Here is a 14,329-nt window from a genome sequence, read left to right as displayed (position 1 = left end):
GCGAACCGCGCCCTCGTCCCGCACGGCCCCGGAAGGAGCGCGCAGCATGGATGACGCGGACCAGCCCTTCCCCCGCGAGGTCCCGGCCCGGCACCAGTGGCCGGCTCCACCCGGTGTCCTGCTCGACCTGCTCAGCGTGTCCGCCGTCGTGGTCGACAGCGGCGGTCGCATCGTGTTCTGGAGCCCGCAGGCCGACGACGTGTTCGGATACACCGCGAAGGAGGCGCTGGGCCAGTACGCGGTCCGCCTCCTGGTGCACAAGGAGCACCGCTACGAGGTGATGCAGTGGTTCGCCCGGCTGAGGGACGCCGGCACGAGCTGGGCCGGTGCGTTCCCCATCCGGCACAAGGACGGCAGCACACGCCTGGTGGAGTTCCGCAACATGCGGCTGCTGGACGACCTGGGCGACGTCTACGTACTGGGCATCGCCGCGGACCAGGCCATGGTGCAGGGGCTGGAGACCAAGCTGGCGCTCTCCGATCACCTGGTGTCCCAGTCACCCGTCGGCGTGGCGCTTCTCGACCCCGACCTGCGCTACGTGCTGGTGAACCCCGCTCTGGCCCGGATCAACGGCATTCCTGCCGCCGATCACATCGGCCGCCGCCCGCGCGACATCCACCCCGATCACGCCGAGATCATCGAGTCCGCGCTGCGCCAGGTCCTCAGCACGGGAGTTCCGCTGATCGACCGGTACCTCGTCGGACGGACCAAGGCCGACCCCGAGCACGAACACGCCTACTCCGTGTCGTACTACCGGCTCACCGCGCCCAGCGGACGGGTGATCGGGGTGGCGAGCTCCGTCGTCGACGTCACCGAACGTCACCTGGCCGCAGCCGAGACGGAGCGGGCCCGGCGCCGCCTCACCCTCCTCGCAGACGCCTCCGCACGCATCGGGACCACCCTCGAAGTGGAGCGGACGGGCCGGGAACTCGCCGCCATCGCCGTCCCCGACCTGGCGGATGTCGCGTCGGTCGACATCCTCGACTCCGTCCTGGCCTTCCGCCGTTCCTCCGGGCGGCAGGAAGGCCCGGAGCTGTTCCGCGCCCTCGCCGTGGCCGGGGCGTACCCGGCCGGCGTGACCGGCGCCGCCGATGTCGTGGGGGAGCTCTCCGCCTACGGTGCCGACCGCCTGATCACCCAGTGCGTCCGCACCGGACAGCCGGTCGTCGTGCCGCGGGCGCAGCGGGAGGACCTGCTGCGCATCGCCCGCGACGCCGATGCCGCCGATGTCTTCGCCCGCGCCGGCGTGCACTCCTACCTCGCGGTGCCCCTGATCGCTCACCACCAGGTGCTCGGGGCGTTCGACGTGATGCGCGCCCGCAACCCCCTGCCCTTCGACCACGACGACGTCCTCCTCGCCCGCGAGCTGGCCGCGCGCGCAGCCGTGGCCATCGACAACGCCCGCTGGCACGAGAGCGTGCGCAACTCCGCCGAGACGCTGCAGCGCAGCCTGCTGCCGGTACGCCCGCCTCCCAGGCTCGCCGGACTGGACGTCGCCTCGCGCTACGAACCGGCCCAGGCCTCCAGCGAGATCGGCGGTGACTGGTACGACGTGGTCCCGGTCGCCGGGGACAGGACCGCGCTCGTCGTGGGTGACGTCATGGGCAAGGGCATCGACGCCGCCGCGGCCATGGGGCAGCTGCGGGCCACCACCTGCGCCTACGCCGACCTCGGCATGGCGCCGCACGAGGTCCTCCATCACCTCGACAAGATCACCTGCGGTCTTGAGGACTTCATCGCCACCTCCGTGTACGCCGTCTACGACCCGCACCGGCACAGGTGCCGCATCGCCAACGCCGGACACCTTCCGCCGGTGATCGTGCCCGCCGGGCGCCGCCCCGAACTGCTCGCTCTCTCTCCCGGCGCACCGCTGGGGGTCGGCGGGGTCCGCTTCCGTACCAGCTCGTTCGTCCTGGAACCCGGCGACCGGCTCGTTCTGTACACGGACGGCCTGGTGGAGACCCGCGACGCCCCCATCGACGGGCGCCTGACGGCGTTGCTGAACGTCCTCGACGGCTGCCGGCAGCCGCTGGAGGAGACCTGCGACTGGCTCCTGAACGCCCTGCGGCACCCCTACGACCGCGACGACGTCGCGCTGCTGATCGCCCAGGCCCGCCCGCTGGAGAGTGAGCCGGGACATGCGGCCGGCAGCTCCCCGGAGTATCGGAACTGACTGCCCGGCAGCGGATCGAGCAGGATCGAAGAAGCCACCGCCCGCCGACCGTGTCTAGCGTCGAGGACATGACTCATCTGGCATCCATCACCCTCGGCGTGGCCGACGCCGAGGCCGCACAGCACTTCTACACCACCGCGTTCGGCCTGGGCCCGGGATCACCGGTGCGTCTGCGGACCGTCGAGGAGCCCACGAGCGGCTTTCGCGGATTCACCCTGGCCCTCACCGTCTCCCGGCCGTCCGACGTGGACGCCCTCGTCGACGCGTCCCTCGCCACCGGCGCCGTGCCACTGAAGCCGGCCACCAGGTCCCTGTGGGGATACGGCGGCGTCGTCCGGGCCCCGGACGGGGCGATCTGGAAGATCGCCACGGCGTCGAAGAAGGACACCGGCCCGGCCACCGGGACGATCGACGAGATCGTGCTCCTGCTGGGCGTCGAGGACGTCAAGGCGAGCAAGCAGTTCTACGTCGGCCGGGGCCTCGCGGTCGCCAAGAGCTTCGGAGGCAAGTACGTCGAGTTCGCCGCGGGCGCCACGGCTGCCGCCGCGCCCGTGAAGCTGGCGCTGTACAAGCGTCGCAGCCTGGCCAAGGACCTGGGCGTGGCCGCCGAGGGCACCGGATCGCACCGCATCGTCCTGGGCGGTTCCGCCGGTTCCTTCACCGATCCCGACGGCTTCGCCTGGGAAGCCGCCGCCCTGGCACCTTCCTCGTCCTGACAAGGCAGGAGGAGGCCCCCGGCTGCCCCGCTGCCCGCGGCGCAGCCGGGCCGGCAGCGCGGGGGGAGCCGTGCCCGCTCCGCCGGTCGCCCCCGTCGCGGGGCCTCGAAGCGGATCACCCGCCCGACCGGGCCACCTGCGCGGCCGCGTGGTCCAGAAGCATCTCCAGCGCGACCGGATAGGCGCTGTGCGGCATGCGCCGGGCCAGCAGCTCCGCTGTCGCGGCGATGTTCGGATGCGACTCGGCCGGCAGCCGCGCATAGGTGGAACGCCACATCTCCTCGTCGCCCGTACGCGCCTCCTCGGCCAGCGCCAGGGACCCGGCGTCCAGCGCCGCAAAGGCCAGACTCTGGTCGATGAACGCGTGGTACACGCCCACCGCCACCGCGTCGGCCAGCCCGGCACCCCGCAGTATCCCGAGGATCGTCTCGTCCACCGCGATCTCGCGGGGCCGGCCGGTCACCCGGCTCGCGGTGAGCACGGCAGCCTGCGGATGCGCCAGGTAGGAGGCGTGGATGGCCCGGCCCAGGGCCCTCAGGTCGGCCCGCCAGTCCCCGGTGGCCGTCCAGCCCTCCAGGGCCCGCCCCATCAGCTCGTCCCCGATGGCCCGGGTCAGATCGTCCATCCCCGCGAAGTACCGGTAGAGGGTGCTGGGGTCCGCGCCCAGCGCGGCACCCAGGCGGCGCGCGGTCAGGCCCGTGCTGCCGTGCTCCCGCAGCACACGCAGTGCCGTCCCCACGATGATCTCCTCCGTCAGCACGGTTCCGGACCGCGTCGGCCGCCTCCGGCGGCGCGCCGCTTCGGCCACCACAGGTTTCGCCATCCCGCCCTCGCCCTCCCCGGCCTCTCCCGCCGGACTCCTTATGCCAACGGGGTTGACCTTATCCTGCGCCGTGCCGTTGCATCGAGCCTGCCCGGAGGCGCCCGCCTCCCGGAAGAAAGGTGTCTGACATGCGCGTACTCCTCGTGGGAGCCGGCGGCGTAGGCACGGCCGTCACCCGCATCGCAGCGCGCCGCGGCTTCCTGACCCACATGGTCGTCGCCGACTACGACCTCGCCCGCGCCGAGGCGGCGGTCGCAGCCCTCGGGGAGGGCGGCGCCCGGTTCAGCGCGCGCCAGGTGGACGCGTCCGACCAGGAGTCCGTGCGCCGCCTGCTCGTCGACCAGCAGTGCGACGTCCTCCTCAACGCCACCGACCCCCGGTTCGTGATGCCGCTGTTCCACGCCGCCCTGGAGGCCGGCGCGCACTACCTGGACATGGCGATGTCGCTGTCCGCGCCCCACCCGTCCCACCCCAACGAGGAATGCGGGGTCAAGCTCGGGGACGAGCAGTTCGCCCTGGCCCGGCGCTGGGAGGAGAGCGGACGGCTGGCCCTGGTCGGCATGGGCGTCGAACCGGGGCTGTCCGACGTGTTCGCCCGCTACGCCGCCGACGAACTCTTCGACGACATCGAGGAGATCGGCATCCGGGACGGCGCCAACCTGACCGTCGAGGGCTACGACTTCGCCCCCTCGTTCAGCATCTGGACCACCATCGAGGAGTGCCTCAACCCGCCGGTGGTCTACGAGAAGGACCGCGGCTGGTTCACCACCGCCCCGTTCAGCGAGCCCGAGGTCTTCGACTTCCCCGAGGGCATCGGCCCGGTGGAGTGCGTCAACGTCGAGCACGAGGAGGTGCTGCTCATCCCGCGCTGGGTACCGGCACGCCGCGTCACCTTCAAGTACGGCCTCGGGGACGACTTCATCGCCAAGCTCAAGACCCTCCACGAACTGGGCCTGGACGCCACCGCCAAGGTGACCGTGCCCGGCGACCAGGGGCCTGTGCGCGTCTCCCCCCGGGACGTCGTCGCCGCCTGCCTGCCGGACCCGGCCGGCCTGGGCCACCGGATGACCGGCAAGACCTGCGCCGGCACCTGGGTCAAGGGCACCCGGGGCGGGGCACCGCGCGAGGTGTACCTCTACCACGTGGTCGACAACGAGTGGTCCATGCGCGAGTACGGCTCGCAGGCCGTGGTGTGGCAGACGGCGGTCAACCCGGTCGTCGCCCTGGAACTCCTGGCCACCGGCGCCTGGTCCGGCGCGGGCGTCCTCGGCCCGGAGGCACTGCCCCCGCGCCCGTTCCTGGACCTGCTCACCGACTACGGCTCCCCGTGGGGCCTGCGCGACGAGGCCTGACCCACAACGCCGCCGGGCGACACCCTCCGCCCGGCGGCGTACCCGTTCCGCACGGGCTCCCGGCCGCCGCCAGACCGCCGCCGGTGCACTCGGCGCCACTGCGGAGGGCACGGCCCACGGCGCCACGAGGACGCCGCCGCCCGGCACGGCAGATCGATCACCGAGCCGCTCAGGCCCGCAACCCCGGCAGCCGGTCCGCGCCGCCGATGTCCTCGGTTCCGATGACACCCAGCAGTTCGAGCTGGGCGGCGCCTTCGCTGCCGGGCGGGGCGGTGAACCACAGCAGCCGTTGACAGCCGTCCTCACTGAACATGCTGTGGCAGTCGAGCTCGATGACGCCAAGCGCGGGATGGACGATGCGCTTGTGGTCGCTGCGGCGCAGTGCGACGTCGTGGGTGTCCCAGAGAGCGGCGAACTCCTCGCTGCGCCGCCTGAGTTCACCCACCATCCGCTGCACCGCGGTGTCGCGTCCGCGGCGGGCCGCCACGGCCTGCAGATCGGCGACGAACACCCGGGAGTGGTGGGGATGGTCCTCGGCCGGGTAGAGGGCACGGGCATCCGGGTCGGTGAACCAGCGGTGGACCAGGCTGGCCGCGGGGCCGTGCGTCGCGGGGGGCCGACCGACCAGCGCGACGGCCAGCGGGTTCTGGACGAGGGTCTCGTGCAGGTCGGTGATCACCTGGGCGGGCGTGGTGGTCAGGCGGTCCAGCAGGCCGAGCAGGCCCGGCTGGACATGCGCGGCGGGCCCGTGCCCAGCCGGCGGAACAGGCCGGTCCGCAAGGTGGAACAAGTGGTCGCGGCTGTCACCGTTCAGGCGCAGGGCCCGTGCGAGGGCGGCCAGGACCTGAGTCGAGGGCTGGGCGCCGCGGCCGCGTTCGAGCTCCGTGTAGTAGTCGGCGGAGAGCCCGGCCAGCTGAGCGACCTCCTCGCGCCGCAGGCCGGGAACCCGGCGGCGGGGCCCGGTGGGCAACCCCACCTCGGCGGGACGGATCCGGTCGCGCCGGGATCTCAGGAATGCGGCGAGTTCGGCGTGGTTCACGCCCTCCATGGTCGCGCGTACCGGTGCGCTGAGCCAGGGGATGGCAACCCCTGGGTGGGCAGAGCCCTGGCTGACCTGCGGGGACCGTCCCAGGCTGGTGCTGCGGGCACAGCGCCGCAACCGCATCCGGCGGTGGCGCGCACGCCGCACGCCACGGCCTGCCGGCGGTGACGTCTTCGATCCGGCCTTCCCAGGAGAGCCCATGTCCTCCCACGAAACCTCGCAGAACCCCGTCCCGTCCGGTTCCGGCGGCGATCGGGCCCGCGTCGCCGTCGTCACCGGCGGTTCGCGGGGAATCGGCCGTGGGACGGTGAGCCGGCTGGCCGCCGACGGATTCGCCGTCGTCGTCGGGTACGCGGGAAGCCGCGATCTGGCCGAGGCGGCGGTCGAACAGGTCACCGGTGCCGGCGGCCGGGCGGTCGCCGTCCGTGCGGACGTCGCCGACGAGCGGCAGGTCGCCGAACTGTTCGGCACGGCCGAGTCCGAGTTCGGCGGCGTCGACGTCGTCGTGCACGCGGCCGGACGCATGCACCTGGCCCCCGTCGCGGACCTGGACCTGGCGGAGCTGGACGCCGTGCACCGCACCAACGTCCGTGGCACGTTCGCGGTCGCCCAGCAGGCTGCCCGGAAGATCCGTGAGGGCGGAGCCGTCATCACGTTCTCCACATCCGTGGTGGGCCTGGCCTTTCCCGGCTACGGCGCCTACAGCGCGAGCAAGGGCGCGGTCGAGGCCCTCACGATGATCCTCGCCCGCGAGCTGCGCGGCCGGGACGTCACGGTCAACGCCGTCGCTCCCGGACCCACCGCCACCGACCTGTTCCTGCAGGGCAAGGACGAGGAGACCGTCGCCCGGCTGGCAGCGCAGCCCCCGCTGGAACGCCTCGGCACCGTCTCCGACATCGCCGAGGTGGTGGCCTTCCTGGCCTCACCGGCCGGCCACTGGGTCAACGGCCAGGTCCTCCGTGCCAACGGCGGCATCGTCTGACGGCCCCCTCGCCCCTCTCTTCCTCTTCCGGCTCCTCCTCTTCGTCCTGCCTCCCTCCGTCCACTCCGCTCCTTCCTCCGAGGACCCATGACCACCGGAACATCCAGAACCGTCCTGCTCACCGGAGCGTCCAGCGGCTTCGGCGCGTTGACCGTACGCGCCCTGGCCCGAGCCGGACACACCGTCCACGCGGGGATCCGGCACACGGCCGGCCGCAACGCGCCGGCGGTGGACGACCTCAGGCGCTACGCCGCCCGCCACGACGTCGATCTGCGCGCCGTGGAACTCGACGTCACCTCCCAGGAATCCGTCGATGCCGCGGTCGCCCATGTCCTTGCCGCCCACGGCCGCCTGGACGTGGTCGTCCACAACGCCGGCCGTCTGGCGACCGGGCCCGCCGAGGCCTTCACCCCCGAGCAACTGGCGCAGCTGTACGACGTCAACGTGCTGGGTGCCCAGCGCGTCACCCGCGCCGCGCTGCCGCACCTGCGTGAGCAGGCGGAGGGCCTGCTCGTGTGGATCGGAAGCTCCAGCACCCGTGGCGGATGCCCGCCGTTCGTCGGCCCCTACTTCGCGGCGAAGGCCGCCCTCGACGCCCTCGCCGTCAGCTACGCCGCCGAGGTGCTGCGTTTCGGCGTCGACACCGCCATCGTCGTGCCCGGGGCCTTCCCCTCCGGCACCAACCACTTCGCCCACGCGGGTTCACCCGCCGACACCACCAGGGCCGCCGCCTACGACGACCGGTACGGCGCCCTGCTGACCGACCTGGATGCGCGGCTGGCCGCACTCGTTCCACCGGACGCCGACGCCGCGGACGTCGCCGACGCCGTCGTACGCCTCGTGGCGATGCCTGCGGGCACCCGCCCGCTGCGCACCCACGTAGACCCCAGCCGTGACGGCAGCGAAGTCGTCTCCGCGGTCGCCGACCGCGTCCGCGCCGACTTCTTCCGCCGCATCGGACTGGACGACCTGCTCACCGCAGGCAGCTCCCGCTAGGGCGTGTTTCGAAAGTCCCGCCTGCCTGGCGGCGTCTGGCACGCACGCTCGCCGCGTTGTCGGGCTCGACCCGATACATCCAGTATCGGGGCGACCCTCCGCCTTGCGATCGCACGCACCAGACGCCGCCAGGCCTGCCCTTCGGGCAGACGACGCTACTTTCGAAACACGCCCTAGATCCGCCCGTTTCCCTTCGAGAAGGAGAACCCTCCATGCCGTTCGCACACTTCAAGGTCCCCGCCGGAACCCTCGACGAGAAGCAGAAGGAGAAGATCGTCACCCGCACCACCGAGCTGTACGTCGAGATCTACGGTGAACGGGCCCGCGCCAACACCATGGTCCTGGTCGACGAGGTCGCCGACGGAGGCTGGGGAATCGGCGGCAACGTCCTGACCCTCGCCCTGCTCCAGCAGACGCCGGACCCGGAGGCCTGACGCCCGGCACTTCCCCGGCACGGCCCGATCCGCGCCTCGTGCCCGTCCGGCCCCTCGCCGTACGGGCACGAGGCGTGCCCTGACCATCAGCACCGGAGGGCGCCGGGACGACTCCCGACGCGGACGCTTCCCGGACCCGGGCCTCACGGTGCTGCGAGACGTGCGACGCGGTCGTTCGCCCTCAGCGGGCGCCGGTCTCGACCGAGGTTCTGGACGCGGTCGTGGCCGATGGCGCCGAGGTGTCGCTCTGCTGGAGTTCGGCGAGGAGCTGGTTCCGCCCGGCCATGAGCTCGGTGAGGATGCGTCGCGCCGCGCGCAGGAGTTCGGCCACGTCGCCACCGGCGAGTGCGTACCTGACCGTGGAGCCTTCGCGCATGGACACGACGATGCCGGCGCGGCGCAGGACGGCCAGCTGTTGCGAGAGACTGGACGGCTCGATGTCGATGTCGGCCAGCAAGTCACGCACGGGGACCGGGCCGTGCTGCAGCAGTTCCAGGACCCTGATACGCGCGGGATGGCCGAGCATACGGAAGAACTCTGCCTTTGCTTGATAGAGGGGGACCTGCATAGCGCTCTTCCTGCCTGTCGAAGTGGCCTTTCACGGCGCGGCGGTGTCCGGGGACGCAGCCGCGCCATGAGTCGTGCCCGTTCATTTTTCTCAGTCCGGCCGGCTTTCGTTCACGAATTGCCGTCCTCTCCAAGTGATGGCTTGAAGAATTCTTCAATTCATGGACATGAGTAGGCCGGGGTCGCAGGGAACCTAGACCTCGAGTTGTCCTTCGATCCGCTTGAGCTGGTGGCGGGCCATCGCCAGGTTCGAGCGGCTCTTGTCGATGACGAGGTAGAGGAACAGGCCGCTTCCGTCCCGGCCGGTCACCAGCCGGATGAGGTGGTACTGACCACCCAGGGTGATCAGGATGTCCTCGATCTGGCTCTTGAGCCCGAGTAGTTCCATGGTGCGCACCTTGGCGCGGATCACGTCCGTGTTCCCGGCCGCGGCGACCGTCAGATCCAGTTCCTTGCTCCCGCCCAGGGTGCCCAGGGCCATGCCGCTGGTGTAGTCGACGACAGCCGCCCCCAGTGCCCCCTCGATCGCGGTCATCATTTCCTTCAGTGCCACTTCCACGGTCGCCATCGGCGCCCTCCCCTTGATCGTCGGCTGTGGCCGGCTCCCTTTCAGGACCTGCCCGTGGACGCACCGTACGTGCGCAGGACCGGCGGGCGAGATGCCTGACCGGGAACGATTCAGGATGATCGGAAAGTGATCCGATGTGAAAAATCCATGATCAGGAATGCGGGATTGATCGAGGTCCGAGTAACCCTTCGGCGGGAGCGCCAGTCTCTGGACCGTTGACGGATCTGATGGTCGATGGACCGTGGGCCTTTTCTGCCCTCACTCTGAGCTGGTCAGATGAAGGGTGAGGACAGTGTGGGGGAGGCCGGTGATCCGGGTGGTCGAGCACCGCAGTGTGCGGAGGAGCCGCCAGGACTTGAGGGTGGCGACGGCCTCGCCTCGACGACATAGCGGTAGGCCGTCGTGGTTCCGACGCCGAACCCGGCCGCGAGCTGAGCGTATGTGTGCCCCACCCGCAGTTGGGCGAGGGCGAGCAGGGCCTGGCGGCCGGCGCTCAGGCGCCGCCGACGGGAGCCGATCGCACGGCGGTGCCGCCGCAACTGCTGTGTGAGGAAGCGGAGGGTAGAGCTGGACACGTCGACGCCCGACGGGTAGACAAACACATGAAGCCTCTGGTGGAGACGGTTCTCTTGGTCGAAAACCCATTTACCAGGGGCTTCACCACGTTGTCAGCCCAACCTCCGTACTCCAGAGGCAGGTTGGAAAGGGCTCACCAATCAGATGGAGGCTCAGCCCGTTGCTCCATCAGTGCCCTTTGAGGAGTCCGGCTGGGAGAAGATGTGCGTGTCAACCGTCCCGGTTCTGTGGCGCCACCTATGGTCACCTCCGTTCGGCATTGTGTCGATGAATTCCTGCATGGAATTGTAGAAATCAGATCATTTCCATGAGCCGACCCAAGGGAGATCGTAATGTCGGAGGAGCGGGAGGGATGGTCCAGGCGCAGTGCCCTCAAGGGGCTGACTGCTGCAGCTGGTGCCGTCTCGCTAAGTGGCGTGTCATTGCCGTCGGCGGTATCAATGCCGTTGACCAGGAACGGAACGGTGCCTCATGGGTCCCACGAGGCAACCGAGCTGACGGGGCGCCTCGTTCGCCCGCAGGATCCGGGCTACGAGTCGGCCCGGAAGTACTGGGACGAGTTGTTCAACTCATACCCGCAGGTTGTGGTGTTCTGTCAGAACACCGAGGACGTGGTGAATGCTCTCCGATACGCACGGGAGAACGACATCGCTTTCCGGGCCCGAAGCGGCCGCCACTCACTCGAGGGATGGTCATCGGTCGACGGGGGCATCACGATCGATGTCAGCGATCTCAAGTCGGTGCACATCGACCCGAGGGCGATGACTGCCACAGTGGGTACGGGGTTGACTCAGGGCGAGCTGGTCAACAACCTGTCGCCGTTCGGCTTCCCGACCGGCAACGAGGCGACCGTGGGGCTAGGCGGATTGATCCTGGGCGGAGGCATCGGGCTCTTCAGCCGGAAGATGGGCGTCGCCTGTGACAACCTGCTGGCCACCGAAATCGTCATCCCCGACGGCGCGTCGGGAGCGAAGGTCGTGCGGGCCGACTCGGAGCACCACTCGGATCTACTGTGGGCCTGCCGGGGCGGCGGTGGCGGCAACTTCGGCATCGCCACGTCGTACCAGCTCCGGATTCACGCGATTCCCAGGAAAGTGGGGATCTGGAAGGTCACCTGGCCGTTCCGTGCGCTGGAGCGTGCGCTGGACACGTGGCAGCGCTGGGCGCCGTCGGCCGATGAGCGGCTGAGCTCGACGTACAACGCCGGCATCCCCTCCGTGGGTATCGAGGTCAGCGGGACCTTCCTCGGACCGGCGGACCAGGTGCGCAAGATGGTCGAACCTCTGCTCGAGGTGCCAGGGGCCAGCTTCGAGGTGACCGCGGAGAGCTACGTGGACTACTTCAATGCTGAAAACTCGGGTCCGCGTGAGTACTTCAACTATAAGTTCACACCGATGTGGGTACATGAGCCGCTCCCGCGGAAGAGCCTGGGTGAAATCAGGCACATGCTGGCCAACGCGCCCAGTGAACACTGCAACTTCTGGGCCCTCAGCTGGGGTGGAGCGGTGCGCCGGCCGCCGTCGGGCGGCGCGGCTTGGTACTGGCGCGACCCCATCTTCTACGCCGAGCCCGGCACCGGCTGGAACGGCTCCGAGAACAACAGCTTGCACATCGGCTGGATCGAGCAGTTTCGGGACATCCTGCGGCCCTACTTCCACGGCGGATATGTCAACGTCCCGGACAGGTCGATCGCGAACTGGGGCGAGGAATACTACGGCGAGCACTTCAAGCGACTCCGGGCCATCAAGGGGAAGTACGACCCGCACGAGGTCTTCCAATTCGAGCAGAGTATCCCCCCGCTCTGCTGAGCCGGTTCCGTCGTTCCGGAGAACGGGCCTTGCCCCAGGGCCGGGAGGTTGCCGGTAGTTCGTCAAATCCGGCAGTAGACGTCAATGGGCCTTTTCTGCCCTCACTCTGAGCTGGTCAGATGAAGGGTGAGGACAGTCTGGGGGAGGCTGGTGATCCGGGTGGTCGAGCACCGCAGTGGGCGGAGGAGCCGCCCGGCTTCTGCGAGAGCGTCGACGGTGCCGTGTTCGCGGGCAGCGCGGACGTCGTGGACGGCGCCGGGCGGGGCCGGTGAGGCCCAGGGCAGTCGGGTCGGCCACCGGGGTGGAGGAACCGGGGCCGAGTCCGGACTGCTGTGGCCGTGCCGAGGCGGGACCGCCCGGTGCGACGGTCGAGGCCGGGGCGGGAGAGGGGGGAGGGAGCGGCCCAGCGGGCGCTTTCCGGGCCCCGGCCGCCGCAGAGGCCGGACGGTGGTCGGCGTCAGAGTCTGCTGCCGAAGTCCTGGGTCCACCACGGGCCGCCCGAGCCCTGGTGGACGCCCACCCCGAGGTTCTTGAAGGAGCAGTTCAGGATGTTGGCCCGGTGACCGGGGCTGTTCATCCACGCATCCATGACCGCCTGGGGCGTCTGCTGCCCCTGGGCGATGTTCTCCCCGTAGGAGGACCAGCGGTAGCCGGCGTCCGTGATGCGCTGCCCGGGACCGACGCCGTCGGGGTTGGTGTGGTCGAAGAAGCCGCGGGCGGCCATGTCGTCGGAGTGGGCCAGGGCCGCCTTGTCCAGCTGGGAGTCCTCCGTGAGCGGCCCGCAACCTGCCTTGGCCCGCTCTTTGTTGACCAGTGCGACGACCTGGCCCACGGTGCCGGAAGGGGTCGGTCCGGCCTGCGGCGCCGCGGCGGAGGGTTTCTTGGTCGGCCGGGGGGTGGGCGAGGGGGAGGAGGGCCTCTTCGTGGGGCGGGGAGTGGTCGGGGTGGGGCTGGGCTTCTTCGTGGCCGGGGCGGTGGGGCTCGGTGAGTTCGTGACGGTCGGCGATGCCGCCTCGACGGTGCGCGTGGCGGACAGGTCCACCACGGGGCCGTCGGCGGGCCGGCTCGCGGTCGTCTCCCCGTCGCCCGTTCCGGGGCCGGTCCCGAAGTACCACAGGCCGCCGCCCGCGACGCAGGCCGCCACGACCGCGCCGCCGATGGCCCGGCGCCGCACGCGCCGGCGTCGGCGTGACGCGCTGCGGGACGTGGAACGGCGGCCACCCGCGGCGCGGTGTCCGGAGCGCGTACGACCCGCGCCGGCGTCTGCAACGGCATCCGCGTCCGGATGAGCGGAGGCGGCTGCTGCCGCCGGGGACGCCGAACCCGCCAGGCCGATGCCGTCCGCCGCCCGGCCCCCCTTCGTGAGCAGCGCCGCCGACACGGGGACCAGCGCCAGGCCGGCCAGGAGCCCCTCGGCGGGCATGAGCCCGCTCCACAGACCGGAGCACCGCATGCAGGAGCGGGCGTGCCGGGCTATTCGCTTGCGCCACAGTGCCGACGGCCTGCCGTCCCAGCACGCCAGCACGCCACTCAGTTCCCGGCACGGCGGCTGCGCCTCCAGCGCCCGGACCACCACACGGCCCGCCTCCAGCTGGGCCTTCATCCGCTGCACCCGGACCGCGGTGTGCTGAGGGGACATCTCCAGCGCCGCGGTGACCTCGGCGCGGGTCAGTTCGCCGGCGCACTCCAGCCACCACAGCGACAACAGCGCCCGGTCGTCGGGCTCCAGCCAGCGTGTGGCCCGCGCGGTCTCCCGGCGCTGGCCGGACAGCTGCAGCCGCACCATGGTCAGGTCCACGAAGTCGGCGCCCGGGTCCGCGAGGTCCCGGGCTTCCTCCACGGCGCCCGGCGCGGACTGCCGGGCCTGCCAGTGCGCGCGGACCTGGTTCATCGCGATGGTCACGAGCCAGGAGCGGAAGCTGTCGGGGCTGCGCAGCCCACCCAGGGAGTTCAGGGCACGGAGCATGGTGTCCTGCACGACGTCGTCGACGTCGACGGAACCGTTCAAGGCACGGCCCACGATGTTGTAGACCAGCGGGAGGTACGCGCCGACCAGAGCGTCCTGGGCCGCTGAGTCGCCTGCTCGGGCCGCGGTGACCAGCGCCGCCGACTCCACCGTGTGCTGTGTACTCATCAGAAGCTTCCCTGTCCTCGGTGCCGGACGGTACTGCCCGACACATGGGAGACCCCCCGGCGAGCTTCCGATAACAACTTTTCGGAGACCCGTTCGACCCGAGACTCGCCGCACGGGGCGGATCCCACAAGGCAAGAAATCACAGTGACCGGCCCGAA

12 protein-coding genes and 2 pseudogenes are annotated in these 14,329 nt (G+C 70.7%); 7 read left to right on the top strand and 7 right to left on the bottom strand.

The window, feature by feature from the left end; all coding sequences use genetic code 11:
- The first annotated feature begins 46 nt into the window (after positions 1–46).
- Entirely contained in the window at positions 47–2,173 is a 2,127-nt protein-coding gene (locus I3F54_RS13355) for a SpoIIE family protein phosphatase (protein ID WP_240118938.1), read from the top strand.
- A gap of 68 nt (positions 2,174–2,241) precedes the next feature.
- Complete coding sequence (locus I3F54_RS13350; protein WP_240118937.1) at positions 2,242–2,889, top strand: glyoxalase; 648 nt, start codon at positions 2,242–2,244, stop codon at positions 2,887–2,889.
- 115 nt (positions 2,890–3,004) lie between these two features.
- Here the strand turns inward: I3F54_RS13350 and I3F54_RS13345 are convergent, their stop codons facing one another.
- Complete coding sequence (locus I3F54_RS13345; RefSeq protein WP_240118936.1) at positions 3,005–3,712, bottom strand: TetR/AcrR family transcriptional regulator; 708 nt, start codon at positions 3,710–3,712, stop codon at positions 3,005–3,007.
- Between the two features lie 128 nt (positions 3,713–3,840).
- On the opposite strand from I3F54_RS13345, the gene I3F54_RS13340 reads away from it, so the two are divergent.
- Positions 3,841–5,064, top strand: coding sequence for a saccharopine dehydrogenase family protein (locus tag I3F54_RS13340; RefSeq protein WP_240118935.1), 1,224 nt, complete (start codon positions 3,841–3,843; stop codon positions 5,062–5,064).
- A 169-nt stretch (positions 5,065–5,233) separates the two neighbouring features.
- Here I3F54_RS13340 and I3F54_RS13335 read toward each other — a convergent pair whose 3' ends face one another.
- Positions 5,234–6,103 carry a helix-turn-helix transcriptional regulator gene (locus I3F54_RS13335; protein WP_240118934.1) on the bottom strand — a complete coding sequence of 290 codons (870 nt, stop codon included), beginning with the start codon at positions 6,101–6,103 and terminating at the stop codon, positions 5,234–5,236.
- Between the two features lie 202 nt (positions 6,104–6,305).
- Between I3F54_RS13335 and I3F54_RS13330 the strand changes: the two genes are divergently transcribed.
- The 3 genes from I3F54_RS13330 to I3F54_RS13320 all read left to right on the top strand — a co-directional run bounded on the left by I3F54_RS13330 (position 6,306) and on the right by I3F54_RS13320 (position 8,518).
- Positions 6,306–7,088, top strand: coding sequence for an SDR family oxidoreductase (locus I3F54_RS13330; protein WP_240118933.1), 783 nt, complete (start codon positions 6,306–6,308; stop codon positions 7,086–7,088).
- An 87-nt stretch (positions 7,089–7,175) separates the two neighbouring features.
- Positions 7,176–8,084: an SDR family NAD(P)-dependent oxidoreductase gene (locus I3F54_RS13325; protein ID WP_240118932.1), complete on the top strand. Its 909-nt coding sequence runs from the start codon at positions 7,176–7,178 to the stop codon at positions 8,082–8,084.
- A gap of 212 nt (positions 8,085–8,296) precedes the next feature.
- Positions 8,297–8,518 (top strand): tautomerase family protein, encoded by a 222-nt coding sequence (locus tag I3F54_RS13320; RefSeq protein ID WP_240118931.1) that lies wholly within the window; start codon positions 8,297–8,299, stop codon positions 8,516–8,518.
- Between the two features lie 181 nt (positions 8,519–8,699).
- Here I3F54_RS13320 and I3F54_RS13315 read toward each other — a convergent pair whose 3' ends face one another.
- The 3 genes and pseudogenes from I3F54_RS13315 to I3F54_RS13305 form a co-directional block, all read right to left on the bottom strand.
- The gene (locus tag I3F54_RS13315) at positions 8,700–9,086 is read right to left on the bottom strand and encodes a metalloregulator ArsR/SmtB family transcription factor (protein WP_240118930.1); all 387 of its coding nucleotides are present in this window, start codon (positions 9,084–9,086) and stop codon (positions 8,700–8,702) included.
- A 192-nt stretch (positions 9,087–9,278) separates the two neighbouring features.
- Positions 9,279–9,653: a hypothetical protein gene (locus tag I3F54_RS13310; RefSeq protein WP_240118929.1), complete on the bottom strand. Its 375-nt coding sequence runs from the start codon at positions 9,651–9,653 to the stop codon at positions 9,279–9,281.
- A 374-nt stretch (positions 9,654–10,027) separates the two neighbouring features.
- Positions 10,028–10,255, bottom strand: a pseudogene (locus I3F54_RS13305) (transposase family protein); the annotation flags it as partial.
- A 306-nt stretch (positions 10,256–10,561) separates the two neighbouring features.
- Here I3F54_RS13305 and I3F54_RS13300 point away from each other — a divergent pair.
- Positions 10,562–12,037 (top strand): FAD-binding oxidoreductase, encoded by a 1,476-nt coding sequence (locus I3F54_RS13300; RefSeq protein WP_240118928.1) that lies wholly within the window; start codon positions 10,562–10,564, stop codon positions 12,035–12,037.
- Positions 12,038–12,138: 101 nt separating this feature from the next.
- Here the strand turns inward: I3F54_RS13300 and I3F54_RS13295 are convergent.
- Together I3F54_RS13295 and I3F54_RS13290 are read right to left on the bottom strand one after the other, a co-directional pair.
- Positions 12,139–12,324: pseudogene (locus tag I3F54_RS13295) on the bottom strand (IS5/IS1182 family transposase); the annotation flags it as partial.
- Positions 12,325–12,494: 170 nt separating this feature from the next.
- Positions 12,495–14,171 (bottom strand): sigma-70 family RNA polymerase sigma factor, encoded by a 1,677-nt coding sequence (locus I3F54_RS13290; RefSeq protein ID WP_240118927.1) that lies wholly within the window; start codon positions 14,169–14,171, stop codon positions 12,495–12,497.
- Positions 14,172–14,329: the final 158 nt, after the last annotated feature.

It is taken from the genome of Streptomyces sp. MUM 2J, from assembly GCF_022414535.1.
Lineage (GTDB): Bacteria > Actinomycetota > Actinomycetes > Streptomycetales > Streptomycetaceae > Streptomyces.
This window is presented reverse-complemented; position numbering and strand designations above follow the sequence as displayed.

Coding starts and splice junctions, on each gene's coding strand:
- I3F54_RS13355 (WP_240118938.1), top strand. CDS start 47: ATGGATGACGCGGACCAGCCCTTCCCCCGCGAGGTCCCGGCCCGGCAC.
- I3F54_RS13350 (WP_240118937.1), top strand. CDS start 2,242: ATGACTCATCTGGCATCCATCACCCTCGGCGTGGCCGACGCCGAGGCC.
- I3F54_RS13345 (WP_240118936.1), bottom strand. CDS start 3,712: ATGGCGAAACCTGTGGTGGCCGAAGCGGCGCGCCGCCGGAGGCGGCCG.
- I3F54_RS13340 (WP_240118935.1), top strand. CDS start 3,841: ATGCGCGTACTCCTCGTGGGAGCCGGCGGCGTAGGCACGGCCGTCACC.
- I3F54_RS13330 (WP_240118933.1), top strand. CDS start 6,306: ATGTCCTCCCACGAAACCTCGCAGAACCCCGTCCCGTCCGGTTCCGGC.
- I3F54_RS13325 (WP_240118932.1), top strand. CDS start 7,176: ATGACCACCGGAACATCCAGAACCGTCCTGCTCACCGGAGCGTCCAGC.
- I3F54_RS13320 (WP_240118931.1), top strand. CDS start 8,297: ATGCCGTTCGCACACTTCAAGGTCCCCGCCGGAACCCTCGACGAGAAG.
- I3F54_RS13315 (WP_240118930.1), bottom strand. CDS start 9,086: ATGCAGGTCCCCCTCTATCAAGCAAAGGCAGAGTTCTTCCGTATGCTC.
- I3F54_RS13310 (WP_240118929.1), bottom strand. CDS start 9,653: ATGGCGACCGTGGAAGTGGCACTGAAGGAAATGATGACCGCGATCGAG.
- I3F54_RS13300 (WP_240118928.1), top strand. CDS start 10,562: ATGTCGGAGGAGCGGGAGGGATGGTCCAGGCGCAGTGCCCTCAAGGGG.
- I3F54_RS13290 (WP_240118927.1), bottom strand. CDS start 14,171: ATGAGTACACAGCACACGGTGGAGTCGGCGGCGCTGGTCACCGCGGCC.